Annotated in this window: 17 protein-coding genes; 10 read left to right on the top strand and 7 right to left on the bottom strand. The window is 67.9% G+C overall.

Features of this window, described 5'->3' with window-relative positions; genetic code table 11:
* Position 1 precedes the first annotated feature (1 nt).
* The 5 genes from dapF (at position 2) to K3U94_RS13925 (ending at position 7,326) form a co-directional block, all read left to right on the top strand.
* Positions 2 to 880 carry a diaminopimelate epimerase gene (dapF, locus tag K3U94_RS13945; RefSeq protein WP_220694090.1) on the top strand — a complete coding sequence of 293 codons (879 nt, stop codon included), beginning with the start codon at positions 2 to 4 and terminating at the stop codon, positions 878 to 880.
* On the top strand, positions 877 to 2,286 hold the full coding sequence (gene hflX, locus K3U94_RS13940) for a GTPase HflX (protein ID WP_220694089.1): 1,410 nt from the start codon (positions 877 to 879) through the stop codon (positions 2,284 to 2,286). Before dapF ends, hflX begins: the two co-directional genes overlap by 4 nt.
* Before the next feature lie 215 nt (positions 2,287 to 2,501).
* Positions 2,502 to 3,854, top strand: a complete 1,353-nt coding sequence (locus K3U94_RS13935; RefSeq protein WP_220694088.1) for a DEAD/DEAH box helicase — start codon at positions 2,502 to 2,504, stop codon at positions 3,852 to 3,854.
* A gap of 81 nt (positions 3,855 to 3,935) precedes the next feature.
* Positions 3,936 to 5,096: an acyl-CoA dehydrogenase family protein gene (locus K3U94_RS13930; protein ID WP_047318467.1), complete on the top strand. Its 1,161-nt coding sequence runs from the start codon at positions 3,936 to 3,938 to the stop codon at positions 5,094 to 5,096.
* A gap of 238 nt (positions 5,097 to 5,334) precedes the next feature.
* Positions 5,335 to 7,326 carry an LGFP repeat-containing protein gene (locus tag K3U94_RS13925; RefSeq protein ID WP_230987118.1) on the top strand — a complete coding sequence of 664 codons (1,992 nt, stop codon included), beginning with the start codon at positions 5,335 to 5,337 and terminating at the stop codon, positions 7,324 to 7,326.
* 79 nt (positions 7,327 to 7,405) lie between these two features.
* On the opposite strand, the gene lexA is transcribed toward K3U94_RS13925, so the two are convergent.
* Positions 7,406 to 8,092 carry a transcriptional repressor LexA gene (gene lexA, locus K3U94_RS13920; protein ID WP_047318465.1) on the bottom strand — a complete coding sequence of 229 codons (687 nt, stop codon included), beginning with the start codon at positions 8,090 to 8,092 and terminating at the stop codon, positions 7,406 to 7,408.
* A gap of 213 nt (positions 8,093 to 8,305) precedes the next feature.
* Here lexA and K3U94_RS13915 point away from each other — a divergent pair, with 213 nt between their 5' ends.
* From K3U94_RS13915 to K3U94_RS13905, 3 genes are all read left to right on the top strand, one after another.
* Positions 8,306 to 8,806 carry a LysM peptidoglycan-binding domain-containing protein gene (locus K3U94_RS13915; protein WP_220694087.1) on the top strand — a complete coding sequence of 167 codons (501 nt, stop codon included), beginning with the start codon at positions 8,306 to 8,308 and terminating at the stop codon, positions 8,804 to 8,806.
* Between the two features lie 145 nt (positions 8,807 to 8,951).
* Complete coding sequence (gene nrdR, locus K3U94_RS13910; RefSeq protein WP_047318463.1) at positions 8,952 to 9,416, top strand: transcriptional regulator NrdR; 465 nt, start codon at positions 8,952 to 8,954, stop codon at positions 9,414 to 9,416.
* Between the two features lie 37 nt (positions 9,417 to 9,453).
* Entirely contained in the window at positions 9,454 to 9,939 is a 486-nt protein-coding gene (locus tag K3U94_RS13905) for a peroxynitrite isomerase (protein WP_047318462.1), read from the top strand.
* Between the two features lie 15 nt (positions 9,940 to 9,954).
* Here the strand turns inward: K3U94_RS13905 and K3U94_RS13900 are convergent, their stop codons facing one another.
* Positions 9,955 to 10,932, bottom strand: coding sequence for a proteasome assembly chaperone family protein (locus tag K3U94_RS13900; RefSeq protein WP_047318461.1), 978 nt, complete (start codon positions 10,930 to 10,932; stop codon positions 9,955 to 9,957).
* Positions 10,933 to 11,109: 177 nt separating this feature from the next.
* Positions 11,110 to 12,525 (bottom strand): Si-specific NAD(P)(+) transhydrogenase, encoded by a 1,416-nt coding sequence (gene sthA / locus K3U94_RS13895; protein ID WP_047318460.1) that lies wholly within the window; start codon positions 12,523 to 12,525, stop codon positions 11,110 to 11,112.
* Between the two features lie 140 nt (positions 12,526 to 12,665).
* On the opposite strand from sthA, the gene K3U94_RS13890 reads away from it, so the two are divergent.
* A complete protein-coding gene (locus tag K3U94_RS13890; protein WP_220694086.1) occupies positions 12,666 to 13,721 on the top strand; it encodes a DUF4192 domain-containing protein in 1,056 nt (351 codons plus the stop codon).
* An 11-nt stretch (positions 13,722 to 13,732) separates the two neighbouring features.
* Here K3U94_RS13890 and K3U94_RS13885 read toward each other — a convergent pair whose 3' ends face one another.
* The 3 genes from K3U94_RS13885 to K3U94_RS13875 form a co-directional block, all read right to left on the bottom strand.
* On the bottom strand, positions 13,733 to 14,425 hold the full coding sequence (locus K3U94_RS13885; RefSeq protein WP_047318458.1) for an iron-dependent transcriptional repressor DtxR: 693 nt from the start codon (positions 14,423 to 14,425) through the stop codon (positions 13,733 to 13,735).
* Positions 14,426 to 14,593: 168 nt separating this feature from the next.
* On the bottom strand, positions 14,594 to 15,559 hold the full coding sequence (gene sigB / locus K3U94_RS13880; RefSeq protein ID WP_047318457.1) for a sigma-70 family RNA polymerase sigma factor SigB: 966 nt from the start codon (positions 15,557 to 15,559) through the stop codon (positions 14,594 to 14,596).
* Between the two features lie 128 nt (positions 15,560 to 15,687).
* Entirely contained in the window at positions 15,688 to 16,113 is a 426-nt protein-coding gene (locus tag K3U94_RS13875) for a DUF3099 domain-containing protein (RefSeq protein WP_220694085.1), read from the bottom strand.
* A gap of 65 nt (positions 16,114 to 16,178) precedes the next feature.
* Here K3U94_RS13875 and K3U94_RS13870 point away from each other — a divergent pair, with 65 nt between their 5' ends.
* Positions 16,179 to 16,418, top strand: coding sequence for a DUF3039 domain-containing protein (locus tag K3U94_RS13870; protein ID WP_047318623.1), 240 nt, complete (start codon positions 16,179 to 16,181; stop codon positions 16,416 to 16,418).
* Here the strand turns inward: K3U94_RS13870 and K3U94_RS13865 are convergent.
* Positions 16,405 to 17,361 (bottom strand): YihY/virulence factor BrkB family protein, encoded by a 957-nt coding sequence (locus K3U94_RS13865; RefSeq protein ID WP_220694084.1) that lies wholly within the window; start codon positions 17,359 to 17,361, stop codon positions 16,405 to 16,407. The genes K3U94_RS13870 and K3U94_RS13865 overlap by 14 nt on opposite strands.
* Positions 17,362 to 17,435: the final 74 nt, after the last annotated feature.

Here is a 17,435-nt window from a genome sequence, read left to right as displayed (position 1 = left end):
CATGCTTTTCGCCAAGGGCCACGGCACCCAGAACGACTTCGTGTTGCTGCCGGACCTCGACGCGGCACTGGAGCTGACTCCTGCCGCGGTGGCCGCGCTGTGCGACCGCCGCCGTGGGCTGGGCGCCGACGGTCTGTTGCGGGTGACCACCGCCGGCGCGGCGTCGGCCGCGGGGGTGCTCGACCAGCTGCCCGAAGGGGTGGCGCCCGGCGACTGGTTCATGGACTACCGCAACGCCGACGGCTCGGTGGCCGAGATGTGCGGCAACGGCGTCCGGGTCTTCGCGCACTACCTACGCGCCGCCGGCCTGGAATCCCGCGATGAGTTCGTCGTCGGCTCGCTGGCCGGGCCGCGACCGGTGATCGTGCACCACGCCGACGACGTGCGTGCCGACGTGACCGTCGACATGGGCAAGCCGAACCTGCTCGGGAGTTCCGGCCCGGCATTCGAGGTACTGGTCGGCGGGCGGCGGTTCGCGGGTCTGGGCGTCGACGTCGGCAACCCGCACCTGGCCTGTGTGGCTCCGGAGTTGTCCGAGGCCGAGCTGGCCGCCCTGGATGTCGGGGCGCCGGTGTCGTTCGACACCGCCCAGTTCCCGAACGGGGTGAACGTGGAGATCCTGACCGCGCCGCGGGACGGCGCGGTAGCGATGCGGGTGCATGAGCGCGGCGTCGGCGAGACCCGCTCGTGCGGCACCGGCACGGTGGCCGCCGTCGTGGCGGCCCTGGCCCATACCGGAGCCTCGACCGGCACGCTGCGGGTCAACATCCCCGGCGGGCAGGTCAGCGTCACCGTCACCGAGGCCGGCAGCTACCTGCGCGGTCCGTCGGAACTGGTGGCGCGTGGCGACATCGCTCCGAGGTGGTGGGCGGCGCAGTGAGCCACCCCGACTCGAGGCAACAGCCCAGCACCGGTGAGCTGAACCTCGACGACCGCGCTGCGCTGCGCCGGGTCGCCGGGCTGTCCACCGAACTCGCCGACATCTCCGAGGTCGAATACCGCCAACTGCGCCTGGAGCGGGTGGTGCTGGTCGGGGTGTGGACCGAGGGCACCGCCGCCGAGGCCGACGCCAGCATGGTGGAACTGGCGGCGTTGGCCGAAACCGCCGGCTCAGAAGTGCTCGAGGGTCTGATCCAGCGTCGCGAACGGCCCGACCCGGCCACCTACATCGGCTCCGGCAAGGCCCAGGAGTTGCGGGAGATGGTGCTGGCCACCGGCGCCGACACCGTCATCTGCGATGGTGAGCTGTCCCCGGCGCAGCTGACCGCACTGGAAAAGGCGGTCAAGGTCAAGGTGATCGACCGCACCGCGCTGATTCTCGACATCTTCGCCCAGCACGCCACCAGCGCCGAAGGCAAGGCGCAGGTGGCGCTCGCGCAGATGCAGTACATGCTGCCGCGGTTGCGCGGCTGGGGTGAGTCGATGTCGCGGCAGGCCGGTGGGCGGGCCGGCGGCGCCGGCGGCGGGGTCGGCACCCGCGGTCCGGGTGAGACCAAGATCGAAACCGACCGGCGCCGGATCCGGGAACGGATGTCCAAGCTGCGCCGCGAGATCAAGGCGATGAAGCAGGTGCGCGACACCCAGCGTAGCCGCCGCCGGCACAGTGACGTCCCTTCGGTGGCGATCGTCGGCTACACCAACGCCGGCAAGTCCAGCTTGCTCAACGCACTGACCGGTGCCGGAGTGCTGGTTCAGGATGCACTGTTCGCCACATTGGAACCCACTACGCGCCGTGGGCAATTCGACGACGAGCGGCCGTTTGTGTTGACCGACACAGTCGGGTTCGTGCGGCATCTGCCCACCCAGTTGGTGGAGGCGTTCCGTTCCACGCTGGAGGAGGTCGCCGACGCCGATCTGCTGGTGCATGTGGTCGACGGCTCCGACCCCGCGCCGCTCGCGCAGATCAGCGCGGTGCGCGAGGTGATCTCCGAAGTTATCGCCGAACATGATGGTCGGTCTGCCCCGGAACTTTTGGTGGTCAACAAGATTGATGCCGCCGGAGATCTCGCGTTGGCCCAGTTGCGCCGCGCCCTGCCGGAAGCGGTGTTCGTCTCAGCGCACACCGGCGAGGGCATCGACGCGTTGCGCCAACGGATGGGCCAGCTGGTGGCGCCGGTCGACACCGCGGTCGATGTCGTCATCCCTTACGGTCGTGGTGATTTGGTGGCCAGGGTGCATGAACAGGGCCGGGTGCAGCAGGCCGAGCACGGCGAGGGCGGTACCCGCATCCGCGCGCGGGTTCCCGCCGCGCTGGCGGCCAGTCTGCGGGAATTCGCCGCGTTTTAGGCATTCTCGCGCCGGTGCGATAGGCTGGTGCTCACGCGTCGTGGAACGCTTACTCACCGCCGTCGCGGCCCCCTGGTGCCGATTCAGCTGGCGTGTGGAGCTCTTCTCGCGGCGAAAGTTATTGCCAGCAGGCAATTTCGCCAACCCCTGTGTTGCAGACAGATCGGCGCCGTCGTGGCGCCTCTGCCGCACAGCCGATGCCGGAAAGGCATGTCATGACTACCAATTCCTTCGCCGACCTCGGCGTGCCCGCCGCACTTGTCGGTGTGCTCGCCGACCGCGGCATTGCTGCTCCTTTTCCCATCCAGGTCGCGACCCTGCCCGACAGTCTGGCCGGCCGTGACGTGCTCGGCCGGGGCAAGACCGGCAGCGGCAAGACGCTGGCCTTCTCGCTGCCGCTGGTAGTTCGGCTGGCCGGCGAGAAGCGGCGCCCAGCCCGGCCGAGCGGTCTGGTGCTGGCCCCCACCCGCGAACTGGCCACCCAGATCGCCGCAACGCTGGAACCGTTGGCGGCGGCCAGTGGGCTGAAGGTGACAACCATCTTCGGCGGGGTGGCGCAGAGCCGGCAGGTGGCTGCGCTCAACGCAGGCGCCGACATCGTGGTGGCCTGCCCGGGCCGGCTCGAGGACCTGATGAAGCAGCGGCTGATCACCCTGGACGCGGTACGTATCAGCGTGCTGGATGAAGCCGACCACATGGCCGACCTCGGCTTCCTGCCCGGGGTCACCCGTATTCTGGCCGCCACCTCCGAAACCGGTCAGCGACTGCTGTTTTCGGCGACCCTGGACAACGGCGTCGACAAGCTGGTACGGCGTTTCTTGCGGAATCCGGTGTCGCACTCCGTCGATGAACTCGACGCGCCTCCTCCGGCGATGACCCATCACGTGTTCCACGTCTCCGGGCTGCAGGACAAGAAGGACCTGGTACAGCTGCTGGCATCGGGCACCGGTCGACGAATCCTGTTCCTGCGTACCAAACATCAGGCCCGCAAGCTTGCTCGGCAGCTCACCGAGTCCGGCGTGCCGTCGGTCGATCTGCACGGCAACCTGTCGCAGCCGGCCCGCGAGCGCAATCTCGCGGCTTTCGCCGACGGGGACGTCCGGGTGCTGGTGGCCACCGACATCGCCGCGCGTGGTGTCCACGTCGATGAGGTCGAATTGGTGGTGCACGTGGATCCGCCCGCCGAGCACAAGGCTTACTTGCACCGTTCCGGGCGCACGGCGCGGGCCGGCAGCGCCGGAGACGTCGTCACCGTCGTCCTGCCCGAGCAGCGCAGGGAGACCCAGGTGCTGTTGCGTCGCGCGGGTATCTCCGTCGCTCCGCAACAGGTGGCCGCCGATTCGGTTTCGGTACTCGAGTTGGTGGGGGAGGTCGCGCCGTTGCGGGCGCCGGCCCCGGTGGCCCCGAAGGCCCCGCCGGGCCGTGCCAAGACGTCGCCGGGCCAACCCGGCCGCCCGCGGCGCCGCCGTGGCGGTGGCGGTGCTCAGCAGCCGGCTGGCCAGGTCGACGCCCGGCGCCGGCAGCGGGGCGGTGGCCGGGCCTCGGCGGCCACCACGGCCGGGCGCTAGCGCCGACACCCACCACTGAGCTGCCCAACCATCCGGTTGGTCTATTCTCGTCGGAAAGATCCGTCGACCGGAGGTCAGGCAATGAGTGCCGCAGTGAAGTACCAGCGAACCCTGTTCGAGCCCGAGCACGAGCTGTTCCGGGAGTCGTTCCGCGCCTTCCTGGACCGGCACGCTGCTCCCTACCAGGAGGAGTGGGAGAAGGCCAAGATCGTCGACCGCTCCGTGTGGCTCGAAGCCGGCAAACAGGGCTTCCTGGGCATGGCCGTCCCGGAGGAGTACGGCGGCGGCGGCAACCCGGACTTCCGGTACAACACGATCATCACCGAGGAAGTCACCGCGGGCCGCTACAGCGGCCTGGGATTCAGCCTGCACAACGACGTCTGCGCGCCGTACTTGCTGGAACTGTGCAACGAGGAGCAGAAGCAGCGCTGGCTGCCCAAGTTCTGCACCGGTGAGCTGATCACCGCGATCGCGATGACCGAGCCGGGCACCGGCAGCGACCTGCAGGGCATCAAGACCCGCGCCGTCAAGCAGGGCGACCACTACGTGCTCAACGGCTCCAAGACGTTCATCACCAACGGCATCCACTCCGACCTGGTGATCGTGGTCGCCCAGACCGACCCCGACAAGGGCGCGCAGGGGTTCTCCCTGCTGGTGGTCGAGCGCGGGATGGAGGGCTTCGAACGGGGCCGGCACCTGGACAAGATCGGTTTGGACGCCCAGGACACCGCCGAGCTGTCGTTCACCGACGTGCACGTCCCGGTGGAGAACCTGCTCGGCCAGGAGGGCATGGGCTTCATCTACCTGATGCAGAACCTGCCGCAGGAACGGATCTCGATCGCGATCATGGCCGCCGGCGCCATGGAGGCGGTCTTGGAGCAGACGATCCAGTACACCAAGGAACGTAAAGCGTTCGGCAAGCCGATCGGCAGCTTCCAGAACAGCCGGTTCCTGCTGGCCGAGCTGGCCACCGAGGCAACCGTGGTGCGGATGATGGTCGACGAGTTCATCAAGCTGCACCTGGATAAGAAGCTGACGGTGGAGCAGGCAGCGATGGCCAAGTGGTACTCCACCGAGAAGCAGGTGCACCTGATCGACCGCTGCCTGCAGCTGCACGGCGGATACGGCTACATGCGCGAATACCCGGTCGCGCGGGCTTATCTGGATGCCCGCGTTCAGACCATTTACGGCGGCACCACCGAGATCATGAAAGAGATCATCGGCCGCAGCCTCGGCGTCTAGCCGAGGCAACCGGGAACGATTACGGCGCCCAACTGGGTGCTGCAAGGGGCGCTACCTGCAGGTTTGGTAGCGCCCCTCGTTCCGTTCCGGGCGCCGGCTTTCGCATCATTTCAGCATCGGGTGGGTATCTGTTTCCGCAATATCGATGACTTGGCTTCGAAACACGGGCCGATTGCGGGAAAGTCTATGCCGGAAACATTTGCGTCGATAACGTCGATAATGATGCCTGGGAGGGCTGGTGACTAGTCGGAAAGATCGGTTCGGCAAGACGGCGGTGCGCATGGCGCTCGGCCTGGCAGCGACGGTCACCGTGCTCTTGTCGGTGCAGACCGCCGCGGCGACGCCCGACAGCGATGCCCACGACGCCATCACGGCGGCATGGCAGGCGGCCGGCGGCGACGGATCGCCGCTGGGCGCCCCCAAGGGGGATGTGCACCCGGCCGGCGTCGGGTTCGCCCAGGACTTCGCCGGTGGCACCGTCTTCTTCACGCCCGAAACCGGCGCCAAGGCGCTCTACGGCGCGATCCTGGACAAGTACGAGGCGCTGGGCGGCGCGGCGGACAACGGCCTCGGATTCCCCAGCAGCGACGAAGTGCCCGGGCTGGTCCCCGGCAGTCGGGTGGCCATCCTGTCCGGCGCCGACAACCCGGTGATCTTCTGGACGCCCGAGCACGGCGCTCATGTGGTGCGCGGACCGATCAACGCCGGCTGGGACAAGCTGGGCAGCTCTACCGGTGCGCTCGGCGTGCCGGTCGAGGACGAGAGCTACGACGGCGCCGTCGTCACCCAGAAGTTCAGCGCCGGGACACTGTCCTTCGACAGCGCGACCAGGACTTTCACCACGGTTCCGCCCGAGCTGGCGGCGCAGCTGGCCGATCTACAGGCCCAGGTCGACCCGACAGCGGCCATCGACCAGACCTGGCGAACCGCCGGCGGTCCCGCCGGAGCGCTGGGGGCCAAGCAGGGCGGCCAGTACGCGATAGGCGACAACGGCGGCGCGGGCCAGGACTTCGCCCACGGCAAGGTCTATTTCAGCCCGGTCACCGGAGCCAACGCGGTCGAAGGCGACGTGCTGGCCAAATACGAGTCGCTGGGCGGGCCGGCCGGCAGCGATCTGGGCTTCCCGATCACCAGCACGGCTGACGGAGCCATCGCAGGCAGCAAGTTCAACTCGTTCGCCGCCGACGACGAGCCGGTGATCTTCTTCAGCCCCGACAACGGCGCCTTCGTGGTGCGCAGCGCGATGAAGGCGGCCTGGGACAAGCTCGACGGCGCGTCTGGAAAGCTGGGCGCCCCGGTGGGTGACCAGACCGTCGACGGTGACGTGGTGTCGCAGAAGTTCACCGGCGGATCGATCGCCTGGAACCAGGCCACCAACACGTTCAGCACGGAACCGGCCGACCTGGCGCAATCGCTGTCGGGCCTGCAGATTCCCGGGACCAACCTGCCTGACGGCAGTAAGGCCACATCGACCGGCGTCGCCAAAGAGACGCACTGGAACTGGCTGTGGGTGCTGATCCCGGTCGTGGTACTGGCGGTGCTGGGCGCGCTCGCCGGGGCCGCGATGTGGTGGCAGCGGCGCCGGCCGGCCGCGGTGCTGCCGGGCGCTCCGGTCGCGGTGCCGGCTCCGGTCGCCGACGACTACGACGACGATGACGAGCAGTGGGCCCACCACGACCGGCGCGAGGACCACCGCGAGCACGAGGGCACGGTCCGGTTGCCGAGCCGCTATGGCGCGTCGCCGTATGCGTCCGAGCCCGAGCTGCCGGTTTCGTCGATCCCGGATGCGCCGTGGCTGCACTACGGCGAGCACGAGTCCGAGCCGGAAGCCGACGACGATGACGACGCCGACACCGCGCCCACCCGGGTGGTGACCGAAGAAGATTTCGGCACCGGTCGGCATGCCGTGGGCCACGGCGGTGCCGGGCCGGACCCGCGCGGGTTCGGCTCTGTCGCGGAGCCCCGCAGGTTCGGCGGTGGTGCGGACACGCGCACCTTCGGCGGTAGTGCGGACACGCGCACGTTCGGCATGGACGAATCGGTACATCCGGTGATGCACCTGCCGCTGGACGACCCGTACCAGCAGCCGACCGGCTACCCGATCAAGGCGAACATCGGCTCGGGGCTCTACTACACGCCGCAGAACGCCCTGTATGACGACACCCTCGCCGAGATCTGGTTCGCCACCGAGGACGCGGCGCGGCTCAACGGCTTCACCAGGGCCGGCTGAGCGCCGCGGCGCGGCACTCGTACTGACAGCCGCGGAAAAACCTTGATCCCCGTGTAGGCCAGCGGATCTCCGGTGTTGGTCAGATCTTGCGGATGACGGTCACGACCTTGCCCAGCACCACCGCGTCGTTACCGGGAATGGGATCGAAAATGGGGTTGTGCGGCATCAGCCAGACCTGGCCGCCGGTGCGTTTGAACGTCTTGACAGTCGCCTCGCCATCGATCATGGCGGCCACGATGTCGCCGTTGTCGGCGACGTTCTGCTGGCGCACCACGACCCAGTCGCCGTCGCAGATCGCGGCGTCCACCATCGATTCGCCGACCACCTTCAGCAAGAACAGTTCACCTTCACCGACCAGCTCGCGGGGGAGCGGGAAGATATCCTCGACGGCTTCCTCGGCCAGGATCGGCCCGCCGGCCGCGATCCGGCCCAGAACCGGAACGAAAGTGGGCTCCGGCAGTGCGTCGGATCCGGCGAATTCCGTCCGCTGCGCGGCCTCAGCGGCGCCGGCCGCGTCCTCCTGGCTACGGACATCGACAGCGCGGGGACGGTTGGGGTCACGGCGCAGGTAGCCCTTGCGCTCGAGCGTGCGCAGCTGGTGAGCGACCGAGGAGGTCGAGGTCAGTCCGACGGCGTCGCCGATCTCGCGGATGCTCGGCGGATAACCCCGCTCGTTCACCGAAGCGCGGATCACGTTCAGGATCGTGCGTTGCCGGGCGGTGAGCGCTGAGTCCGGGCTCGCCGGGTTACTGCTGCTGTCACTCATAGGGGCGAATCTAGTCGCATCGCTGCGATTAATCAAACATGTGTTCGAGGTGTGTCGCGCGGACGTTCGAAACGGTCGGCGACTTGTCGGACCCTTTCGCTAATGTTTTCGACAACGATTCGATCACATGTTCGGACATCGAACATACAATCGATTAGTATTCGAACAGTCGAGCGAACAGGGTCGCCGACGCCGAGTGAGGGAGAACCGCACATGATGCTCATCGACACGATCGCTCCGACGTTCGAGCCGGCCGGGTACGAGCGAGCCCGGCAGCCGCGCGGTCCCCGGACGCCGGGTCGCGCGTACCCGATCCGCACCCAACCGGCACGGCTGGTCCGGCAGCGCCCGGGAGGCGCCCCGCTACGCCACCGCGGTTCCGGGGTGCTGATGTCACGTGCTCCGCACCGGCCGCAGCCAGTCAAGGCCATCACCCCGGCGACCACCGTCGTGCTGGCCCTTCTCGCGGCCGGGATCACGGTGTGGCTCGGGCTGATCGCGCAGTTCGGCGCGGCAGCGGCCGGCAGCGCCTCCGCCGTGCCCGACCAGCTCGGTGTGGTGCGCGTCCAGAGCGGGGAGAGCTTGGCGCACCTGGCGGCCCGCGTCGCACCGGACGCGCCGGCCGGACAGGTCATCGAGCGCATCCGCGAGCTCAACAGCCTGGAGTCGGTGGCCCTGGACGCCGGCCAGACGCTGATCGCGCCGTTGGGCTGAGGTCGAAGTGTCGGTTCGGTCGCCGCTTGCAGCCACTGCGGGGCGCCGCGGGCAACCCGCGCAGGTACGCTCGCAGTTGTCCCAGTGGTCCACGGTGCCTCAGCTGTCTGAGGGCCTGGGTTCCCGGCACGGCGAAGGAGCGGCAATGCACTGCCCGTTTTGCCGCCATCCAGACTCCCGGGTGGTGGATTCCCGCGAAGCCGATGAAGGACAGGCCATCCGCCGCCGTCGTTCCTGTCCGGAATGCGGCCGCCGTTTCTCCACCGTGGAAACCGCGGTGCTGGCGGTGGTCAAACGCAGTGGCGTCACCGAGCCGTTCAGCCGTGAGAAGGTCATGCGCGGGGTGCGCCGGGCCTGCCAGGGTCGCCAGGTCGATGACGACGCGCTGAACCTGCTGGCGCAGCAGGTGGAAGACGCTGTGCGAGCGGCGGGTTCGCCGGAGATTCCCAGCCACGAGGTGGGCCTGGCGATTCTGGGTCCGCTGCGCGAGCTCGACGAAGTGGCCTATCTGCGATTCGCCTCGGTGTACCGGTCGTTTTCCTCGGCCGCCGACTTCGAGCGAGAGATCGCGGCCCTGCGCGAACACCGCGAGATGCCCAGCACCAGTTGAGCGGTGCGGGCCGACCCCCGCGCACTAGGCTGGCGGCATGGCACCCGAGTTGCATCCCAACCTTGTGGAGCTGGCCCCGCTGTTGGGCACCTGGTCAGGCCGAGGATCCGGGGTGTATCCCACGATCGCGTCATTCGACTACCTCGAAGAGGTGGTGTTCTCACACGTCGGCAAGCCGTTCCTGGTCTACGGCCAGAAGACCAAGTCACCCGTCGAGGGCCTGCCTCTGCATGCTGAAGCCGGCTACCTGCGGGTGCCGCAACTGGGCCAGATCGAGTGGGTGCTGGCGCACCCCAGCGGCATCACGGAGATCGAGGTCGGCAGCTACACGGTCACCGCCAATGGCGTGGAACTGCAAATGTCGGCACCGACGATCGGGCTGGCGCCGACCGCCAAAGAAGTGACCGTGCTTCGCCGCCACTATCGCCTCGACGGCGACGAGTTGTCTTACACGCTGGACATGGGGGCAGTTGGCCAGCCCGCGCAGAACCACCTCACCGCCACGCTGCGTCGAACCGGGTAGCGCGCGGCACGGACCTCAGTCGTCGCCGTCGAGGTTTTTCTTCGCCTCCTGCGCCAGGAAGCGCTCGAACTCGGCGCCGAGCTCGTCGGCGCTGGGCAGTTCCTCGTCGCGCGACAGCAGCGACCGGTTCTCCTGGGCGGTGATGAACGCGTCGTACTGGCGTTCCAGGGCCGTGACCACCTGGGCCACTTCGGCGCTCGCCTCGACCTGCTGGTCGATCTTGGCGCGGATCTCGGCCGCGGCGTCGCGGAGCTCGGTCAGCGGCAGCTCCAGGGCGCCGGTCTGGGCGGCCTGCTTGAGCAGCGCCTCGGCGGCCTCGGGGTAGTCGGTCTGGGCCACGTAATGCGGCACATGCACGGTGAAGCCGACGACCTCATGGCCGTGCTGCGCCATCCGGTACTCCAACAAGTTGGACGCGCTGCCCGGAACCTGAACCTCGGTGATCCAGGGGGTGAATTCGCTGATCAACTCACGGTTGTTGGAATGCGCGGTCAGGGTCACCGGCCGGGTGTGCGGAACGGCCATCGGGATCGTGCCCAAGCCGATGGTCCGGCGCACCCCGAGCTGTTCGGCCAGCAGCCGCACCGCGGTGATGAAGCGCTCCCACTTCAGGTCGGGCTCCATGCCCGCCAGCAGCAGAAACGGGGTGCCCGCACTGTCCCGCAACGCGTGCAGGCTGAGCTCGGGCTCGGTGTAGTGGGTGAAGTGGTCGGACTTGAACGTCATCAGCGGCCGGCGCGACCGGTAGTCGAGCAGGTCGTCGATCGCGAACGACGCCACCAACTCGCTGTCCAGCTTGCTCTTGAGGTGCTTGGCGGCCAGCCGGATCGCGTGGCCGGCGTCGGAGAAACCCTCCAGCGCGTGAATCAGGACCGGCCCCTCGCCGTCCGCCGACATCAGCTGCGGCGCCGGAACCTCCAGCTCGTACATGCCGCTCTGGTCGGCCTGGTAGTGCCGGCCCCGGTCGGGACCGTTGTCCGGGTAGTCGGCCATGGTCTTCTGCCTCCTCATTGTGCGGACCGCAATGGGTCGCACCGTCTATTTTCCCCCACCGGGGGCCGCGCGCCGAAAACGGTGCGCGCATGTGGTGGACAACGTACGTGGGTACCGCGGGCATTCCGTGGCGCCGGCGGCGTTCGCTGAGCGATGAAAAAGTCTGCCGATGGTGCCTCAACTGCGGAATTGCTGCAAGGCCCGCATTTTATTCATCACGTCCAGTGCGGCGTTCTTGTATGCCTCGGAGAACGTCGGATAGTTGAACACCGCGTCCACCAGGTATTCCACCGTGCCGCCGCATCCCATGACGGCCTGGCCGATGTGCACCATCTCGGTCGCATTGGTGCCGAAGATGTGCACGCCGAGCAGCGACAGGTCGGTCGTCGACACCAGCAGCTTGAGCATTCCGTAGGAGTCACCGGCGATCTGGCCGCGGGCCAGCTCCCGGTATCGCGCCACCCCCACCTCGTAGGGGATCGCGCTTCGGGTCAGCTCCAATTCGGTCGCCCCCACATAGGAGACCTCGGGGATCGAGTAGATCCCGATCGGCTGCAGGTCGGTGATCCCGTCGGTCGGTTCGCCGAACGCGTGGTAGGCGGCCAGCCGGCCCTGCTCCATCGACGTTGCCGCCAGCGCCGGGAAACCGATCACGTCACCGACCGCGTAGATGTGGTCGACCGAGGTCTGGAACATCTCGTCGACGACGATGCGGCCCCGTTTGTCGGCCGCCAGGCCGGCGTTGGCCAGGTCGAGGTGGGCGGTGTGGCCTTGGCGCCCGGCCGAGTACATCACCGTCTCGGCGGGAATCTGTTTGCCGCTGGCCAACGTGGTGACGGTGCCGCTCGAACTGACGTCGACAGCGGTCACCTCCTCACCGAACCGGAAAGTGACGGCGAGGTCGCGCAGGTGAAAACGCAGCGCCTCGACGACCTCCGGGTCGCAGAATTCCAGCATCGAGTCCCGTTTCTCCACCACCGTCACGCGGGTGCCCAGCGCAGCGAACATCGAGGCGTACTCGATCCCGATCACGCCGGCGCCCACGACCACCATCGACGCCGGGATGAATCGCAGGTCGAGGATCCCGTCGGAGTCCAGCACCCGTTCCTCGTCGAACGTGACGCCGGCGGGGCGGACCGGCTTGGTTCCGGTGGCGATGACGATGTAATCGCCTGTGATAGTGGTCTTTTCGGCGCCACCGTGACCGTCGACGACAATGGTGTGCGGGTCGATGAACCGGCCGTGTCCCAGCAGCAGATCGACCCGGTTACGCATCAGCTGGTTGCGCACCACCTCGGTTTCCTTGCCGATCACATGCTGGGTGCGCGCCAGCAGATCCGCGGGAGTGATCTTGTCCTTGACCCGGTAGCTGGCGCCGTAGAGGTCACGCTGATTCATCCCGGTCAGGTACAGCACCGCCTCGCGCAGTGTCTTGGACGGGATGGTGCCGGTGTTCACGCAGACGCCACCGATCATTCGGCCGCGTTCGACCACCGCGACCGACTTACCGAGTTTGGCCGATGCGATGGCCGCCTTCTGCCCCCCTGGACCTGAACCGATCACGATGATGTCGTACTCGCGCTTCGAATCCATGACACTGACACTTACGCTCATTCGTCCGGTCATGCATCTCGAACACCATCTGTTCACAGTTGCCGGTTCATCCCCAACCTGGTGGGCGGCGAGGCGCGGACGCGCCCCCGATGACGGGGGAGGTCGTCAACGTTGCTGCCATGACAACGAAGCAACCGGAATTCACGCTGAATCGGCCCGGAGCCCTTATCGCTGCGCTGCCGGCCATCCTCGGCTTCGTGCCGGAGAAATCCCTGATCCTGGTGGCGGTCGACGGGGGTGAACTGGGCTCGGTGCTGCGAGTCGACCTGTCCGACGCGCTCGTCGACACCATCGGCCGGCTCGCCGACGTCGCCGCGGCCGCCGCTCCGGCAGCGGCCATCGCGGTGATCGTCGACGCCGCGGGCGCGTGCTGCCCGGTCTGCAACGACCAGCACCGCCGGCTGATCGCTGCGCTGACCGAGGAGTTGTCCGGCCACGGCATCGTGCTGCTCAGCGCGCACGTGGTGGACCAGGTGGCCCACGGCGGACGGTGGCACTGCGCGGACGGCTGCGGTGCCGGTGGACCGGTCGACGACCCGGAGGCGTCGCCGCTGGCGGCCGCCGCCGTGCTGGAAGGCAGGCGGCTCTATGCCCGGCGTGCGGACCTGCAGGCGGTGATCACCCCCGATGACCCGGCACGCTGTGCCGCGGTGTCCGCAATGATCGGGGACTGTGCGGCGCAGTGGGCGGCGGGGGAGGGCGACACCCGGGATCGGGCCCGCCGCGACGTCGAGCAGGTGCTGGCCGCCATCGTTGCGCTGGCGGGCGGCCGGGAGCCGACCGCCGCGGAGCTGGCCCGGCTCGGCTGCCCGCTCACCGATGTACTGGTCCGGGACACCCTGTGTGCGTTGGCAATCGGCGATCACGCTGTCGAAGCCGAGCGGCTCTGGTCGGCGTTGGCCCGGGCACTGCCCGAGCCGTGGCGGGCCGAGGCGCTGGTTCTGCTGGCGTTCAGCGCCTACGCACGCGGCGACGGGCCGCTGGCCGGGGTGTCACTGGAGGCCGCCTTGCGCGGCGAACCAGGGCATCGGATGGCGGGCCTGCTCGACACCGCGTTGCAGTCGGGGCTGCGGCCCGAGCGCATCCGCGGACTGGCGGACACCGGTTATCGACTGGCGAAGCAGATCGGGGTGAAACTGCCTGGGCGGCAGGGGTTCGGCCAGCAAGCCGGCTGAAGCGGCGGTGCTCAGACCTTCTGGACCTTCACGGCATGGGCCATCTCGTAGGGCAGGCTCACGTCGGTGTGGCCGGGAATCACGATGGTCACGCCGTCGTCGCCATCGGTCTGGACGGTCACCCTGGCGTTGGGCACCACACCGGCTTCCTTCAGCCGGGTGATCAGGTCGATGTCGCCCTGGACGTGCTCGGTGAGCTGGCGGACCACCACCGCCACCGGGGAGCCGGCCGGCAATTCAGTCAGCCGTACCAGGTCGGAATCCCAACCGGCGGAGCCCGCGCCGAATCCGAGGTCCGGCAGGCCGGGGATGGGGTTGCCGAACGGCGACGTGGTCGGGTTGTCGAGCACCTGAACCAGGCGTCGCTCGACGTCCTCGCTCATTACGTGCTCCCAGCGACATGCCTCGGCATGCACCTCTTCCAGCGGCAGCCCGATGATGTCGACGAGCAGGCGCTCGGCCAGCCGGTGCTTGCGCATCACGGAGACGGCCAGCGTGCGGCCCTTCTCGGTGAGCTCGAGGTGACGGTCGCCGGCCACCTTCAGCAGACCGTCGCGTTCCATCCGGGACACCGTCTGGCTGACGGTCGGCCCACTTTGTTCCAGCCGCTCGGCTATCCGCGCGCGCAGCGGGGTGACACCCTCTTCCTCAAGGTCGTAGATCGTCCTGAGGTACATCTCGGTGGTATCAACCAGGTCATTCATTCGGCACCTTCCGTCGCAGCTGAGTCTACTTCGACAGCCAAGTACACGGTGAGCAAGCGACGCCCGGCGCTCCGGCGATAACGCACGTCCGGCGGGCCACCGAGATCGGCGGCCCGCCGGAGCGCGGGACAGACGGGCCGGGGCCGCCCACGGCGGACCCGGCCTGCGTCAGCTGGCGTACGAGCGCAGCCGGTCGGCGCGCTCGCCATGGCGCAGCTTGGCCATCACCTCGCGCTCGATCTGGCGGACCCGCTCGCGGGACAGACCGAACAGCTTGCCGATCTGGTCCAGCGTGCGGGGCTGGCCGTCGTCGAGGCCGAACCGCAGCCGGATCACCTGGTGTTCGCGCTCATCGAGGGTGGCCAGCACACTGCGGATGTCGGTGTGCAGCAGCTCGGAGATCACCGCGTTCTCCGCCGACATCGCCTCGGAGTCCTCGATGAAGTCACCCAGCGGGGCCTCCTCGTCGGAGCCGACCGGCATGTCGAGGCTGACCGGGTCGCGGCTGTGCTCGAGCAGGTCGTTGATCTTCTCCGCCGGAATACCGGATTCGGCGGCGAGCTCCTCATCGGTGGCCTCCCGGCCCAGCTGCTGGTGCATTTCCCGCTTGATCCGGGCCAGCTTGTTGACCTGTTCAACCAGGTGGACCGGCAGCCGGATGGTGCGGCTCTGATCCGCCATCCCCCGGGTGATGGCCTGGCGGATCCACCAGGTCGCGTAGGTGGAGAACTTGAAACCCTTTGCGTAGTCGAACTTCTCCATCGCGCGGATCAACCCCAGGTTGCCCTCCTGGATCAGGTCCAGAAGCGGCATACCCCGGCCGGTGTAGCGCTTGGCCAGCGAGACCACCAGGCGCAGGTTGGCTTCCAGCAGGTGCCGGCGGGCGGCCTCACCATCGCGTACCACCGCGGCGAGTTCACGCTTGCGCTTCTCGCCGAAGCGCTTGCGGGTCTCGAGCAGATGCTGGGCGTACAGCCCGGCCTCGATCCGTTTGGCGAGTTCCACCTCGTCGGCGGCATTGAGCAATGCTGTCTTGCCGATCCCGTTGAGGTACACCCGCACCAGATCTGCGGCTGGGCTCTGCGCGTCCAGATCGCCGTCGATCCGACTGGTGGTGGCATCTGCCTTTGCCATTGCGGCCTCCCGTTGATCGGCTTCAGCTGTCACACGTGTCAACGCCCGACACGAGTGCAGAGTTCCCGGCCGATCGCTTTTCCACACCACTTGACGTGCGGAAATACGGCGATGACTTTGAGAATGTGCTAAGAACCGGTACCGTACGGCGCTTCGCCGGTGGCGCTGCCGCCCGATTCCGGGCGCTCCGGCCGTTCCAGGGCGGGGCGGGTGCCGGTGGGGAAAAGCGGAGTTCTCGTGGGTGCCGCGTCATACCGGCGGGGCTCTTCGGCGCTGCGGGGCGGCCGGTCGTTGGCGATCAGCACTGCCATCCACGGCAGCGGTATCGACGCCACCAGGATCAGCAGGGAAACCAGGCCGTTGTGCCATATTCCGTAGGCGATCGCGGCGAGGATCAGCGCAGGCACCCGGAACGCCATCAAGGTCAGGTACTTGCGTACCCGCTCGCGGTGCTGCTGCTCGTAGGACGGGGCGGCCGCAGTGATCAGGACCGGTCGACCGTCGTCGTCGAAACCCAGCTCGGGGCCGTGCTTCATTACTCCACTGTCCCACACGACGGATTTGGTGGCACGTGGGGTTTTGGATCATCTCCAGTTCTGGGCACAATGGGGACATGGGCATAGAGACCGACACCCTCGAACGCACCGATTCCGAGGAACGCGTCGACGACGGGACCGGCGGCGACACCCCGAAGTACTTCCACTACGTCAAGAAGGACAAGATCGCCGAGAGCGCGGTCATGGGCACCCACGTGGTGGCGCTGTGCGGTGAGGTCTTCCCGGTGACCAAGTCGGCCAAGCCGGGCTCCCCGGTCTGCCCGGACTGCAAGCGGATCTACGCGACTCTCAAGCAGGGTTGACCGGGTCGGCGGCGCCATTGTCGGGGTCGGTACGCCCCCGTCCTGACACCACCCAGGTACGCAGCTGGTGCAGGTGGGTGGCCTGCGCCGGCCACTCCTCTTGGACCGCCGCGTTCAGTTCCGCGCCCAGCATGATGGCGAAGCCCAGCAGGAACGCGAACAACAGGAAGGCGATCGGCGTCGCCAGCGCCCCGTAGGTGTAGCCGGTGCTGGTGATGTAGCGCAGGTAGATCCGCAAGCCCATGGTCGCCACGACGAACACCGTGGTGGCCAGCAATGCGCCGAACACCAAGCGATGCGAGGGCAGGGGTTTGGGCAGCGACACCCGGTAGAGCACGGTGACCGCCAGCAGCAGGCCCAACACCAGCGCCGGGTAGTAGCCGAACCGCAGCAGGTCGGTCCACCGCTCCGGCAGGTGCTCGGCCACCGCATGCGGGCCCAGCGCCAAGAACGGGGCCGCAGCAACGGCGATCACCAGCATCGCGACATAGAGGCCCAGCGCAAAGAAGCGTTGCCGCACCGGATGGCGCAGCGGGGTCTGATCGTGGGCCTCGACCACCGAGTCGACGAACGCCGAGATCGCCGACGACCCGGCCCACAGCGAAATCACGAATCCCAGCGAGACCACCTCGCCGCGGGCATTGGCCACGATGTCCCGCACGGTCGGCTCGATGATCTCCACCACGACGTTCTTGGAGAAGAAGCTGCTGGCCATGCCGATCAGGCGATCCTGGATGGTGGCCAGCGTGTCCGGTCCGAACAGCGGCGCCACGTAGGACAGGCTGCCCAGCATCCCCAGCAGCAGTGGTGGCAGCGACAACACCGACCAGAACCCCGCCTGTGCCGATTCGGAGAAGATCGAATCGTCCCAGCTCTTGACCAGGGTGCGACGCGCGATGCGGAGCAGGTGATGACGGGAAGGTTTGGGGATCTGGTCACTCATGACCAGCCCAGCATTCCTGACGGGCGCTGCTATTGCACAATCGGCGCAGACGGTGTGTTGCCTGCCGGCTCTGG

It is taken from the genome of Mycolicibacter heraklionensis (assembly GCF_019645815.1).
GTDB classification, from domain to species: domain Bacteria; phylum Actinomycetota; class Actinomycetes; order Mycobacteriales; family Mycobacteriaceae; genus Mycobacterium; species Mycobacterium heraklionense.
This window is presented reverse-complemented; position numbering and strand designations above follow the sequence as displayed.

Bases quoted from the DNA above. Each gene is read 5' to 3' on its own strand.
- dapF (WP_220694090.1), top strand. From the start codon at position 2: ATGCTTTTCGCCAAGGGCCACGGCACCCAGAACGACTTCGTGTTGCTG.
- K3U94_RS13935 (WP_220694088.1), top strand. From the start codon at position 2,502: ATGACTACCAATTCCTTCGCCGACCTCGGCGTGCCCGCCGCACTTGTC.
- K3U94_RS13930 (WP_047318467.1), top strand. From the start codon at position 3,936: ATGAGTGCCGCAGTGAAGTACCAGCGAACCCTGTTCGAGCCCGAGCAC.
- lexA (WP_047318465.1), bottom strand. From the start codon at position 8,092: ATGAGTGACAGCAGCAGTAACCCGGCGAGCCCGGACTCAGCGCTCACC.
- K3U94_RS13915 (WP_220694087.1), top strand. From the start codon at position 8,306: ATGATGCTCATCGACACGATCGCTCCGACGTTCGAGCCGGCCGGGTAC.
- nrdR (WP_047318463.1), top strand. From the start codon at position 8,952: ATGCACTGCCCGTTTTGCCGCCATCCAGACTCCCGGGTGGTGGATTCC.
- K3U94_RS13905 (WP_047318462.1), top strand. From the start codon at position 9,454: ATGGCACCCGAGTTGCATCCCAACCTTGTGGAGCTGGCCCCGCTGTTG.
- K3U94_RS13900 (WP_047318461.1), bottom strand. From the start codon at position 10,932: ATGGCCGACTACCCGGACAACGGTCCCGACCGGGGCCGGCACTACCAG.
- sthA (WP_047318460.1), bottom strand. From the start codon at position 12,525: ATGGATTCGAAGCGCGAGTACGACATCATCGTGATCGGTTCAGGTCCA.
- K3U94_RS13890 (WP_220694086.1), top strand. From the start codon at position 12,666: ATGACAACGAAGCAACCGGAATTCACGCTGAATCGGCCCGGAGCCCTT.
- K3U94_RS13885 (WP_047318458.1), bottom strand. From the start codon at position 14,425: ATGAATGACCTGGTTGATACCACCGAGATGTACCTCAGGACGATCTAC.
- sigB (WP_047318457.1), bottom strand. From the start codon at position 15,559: ATGGCAAAGGCAGATGCCACCACCAGTCGGATCGACGGCGATCTGGAC.
- K3U94_RS13865 (WP_220694084.1), bottom strand. From the start codon at position 17,361: ATGAGTGACCAGATCCCCAAACCTTCCCGTCATCACCTGCTCCGCATC.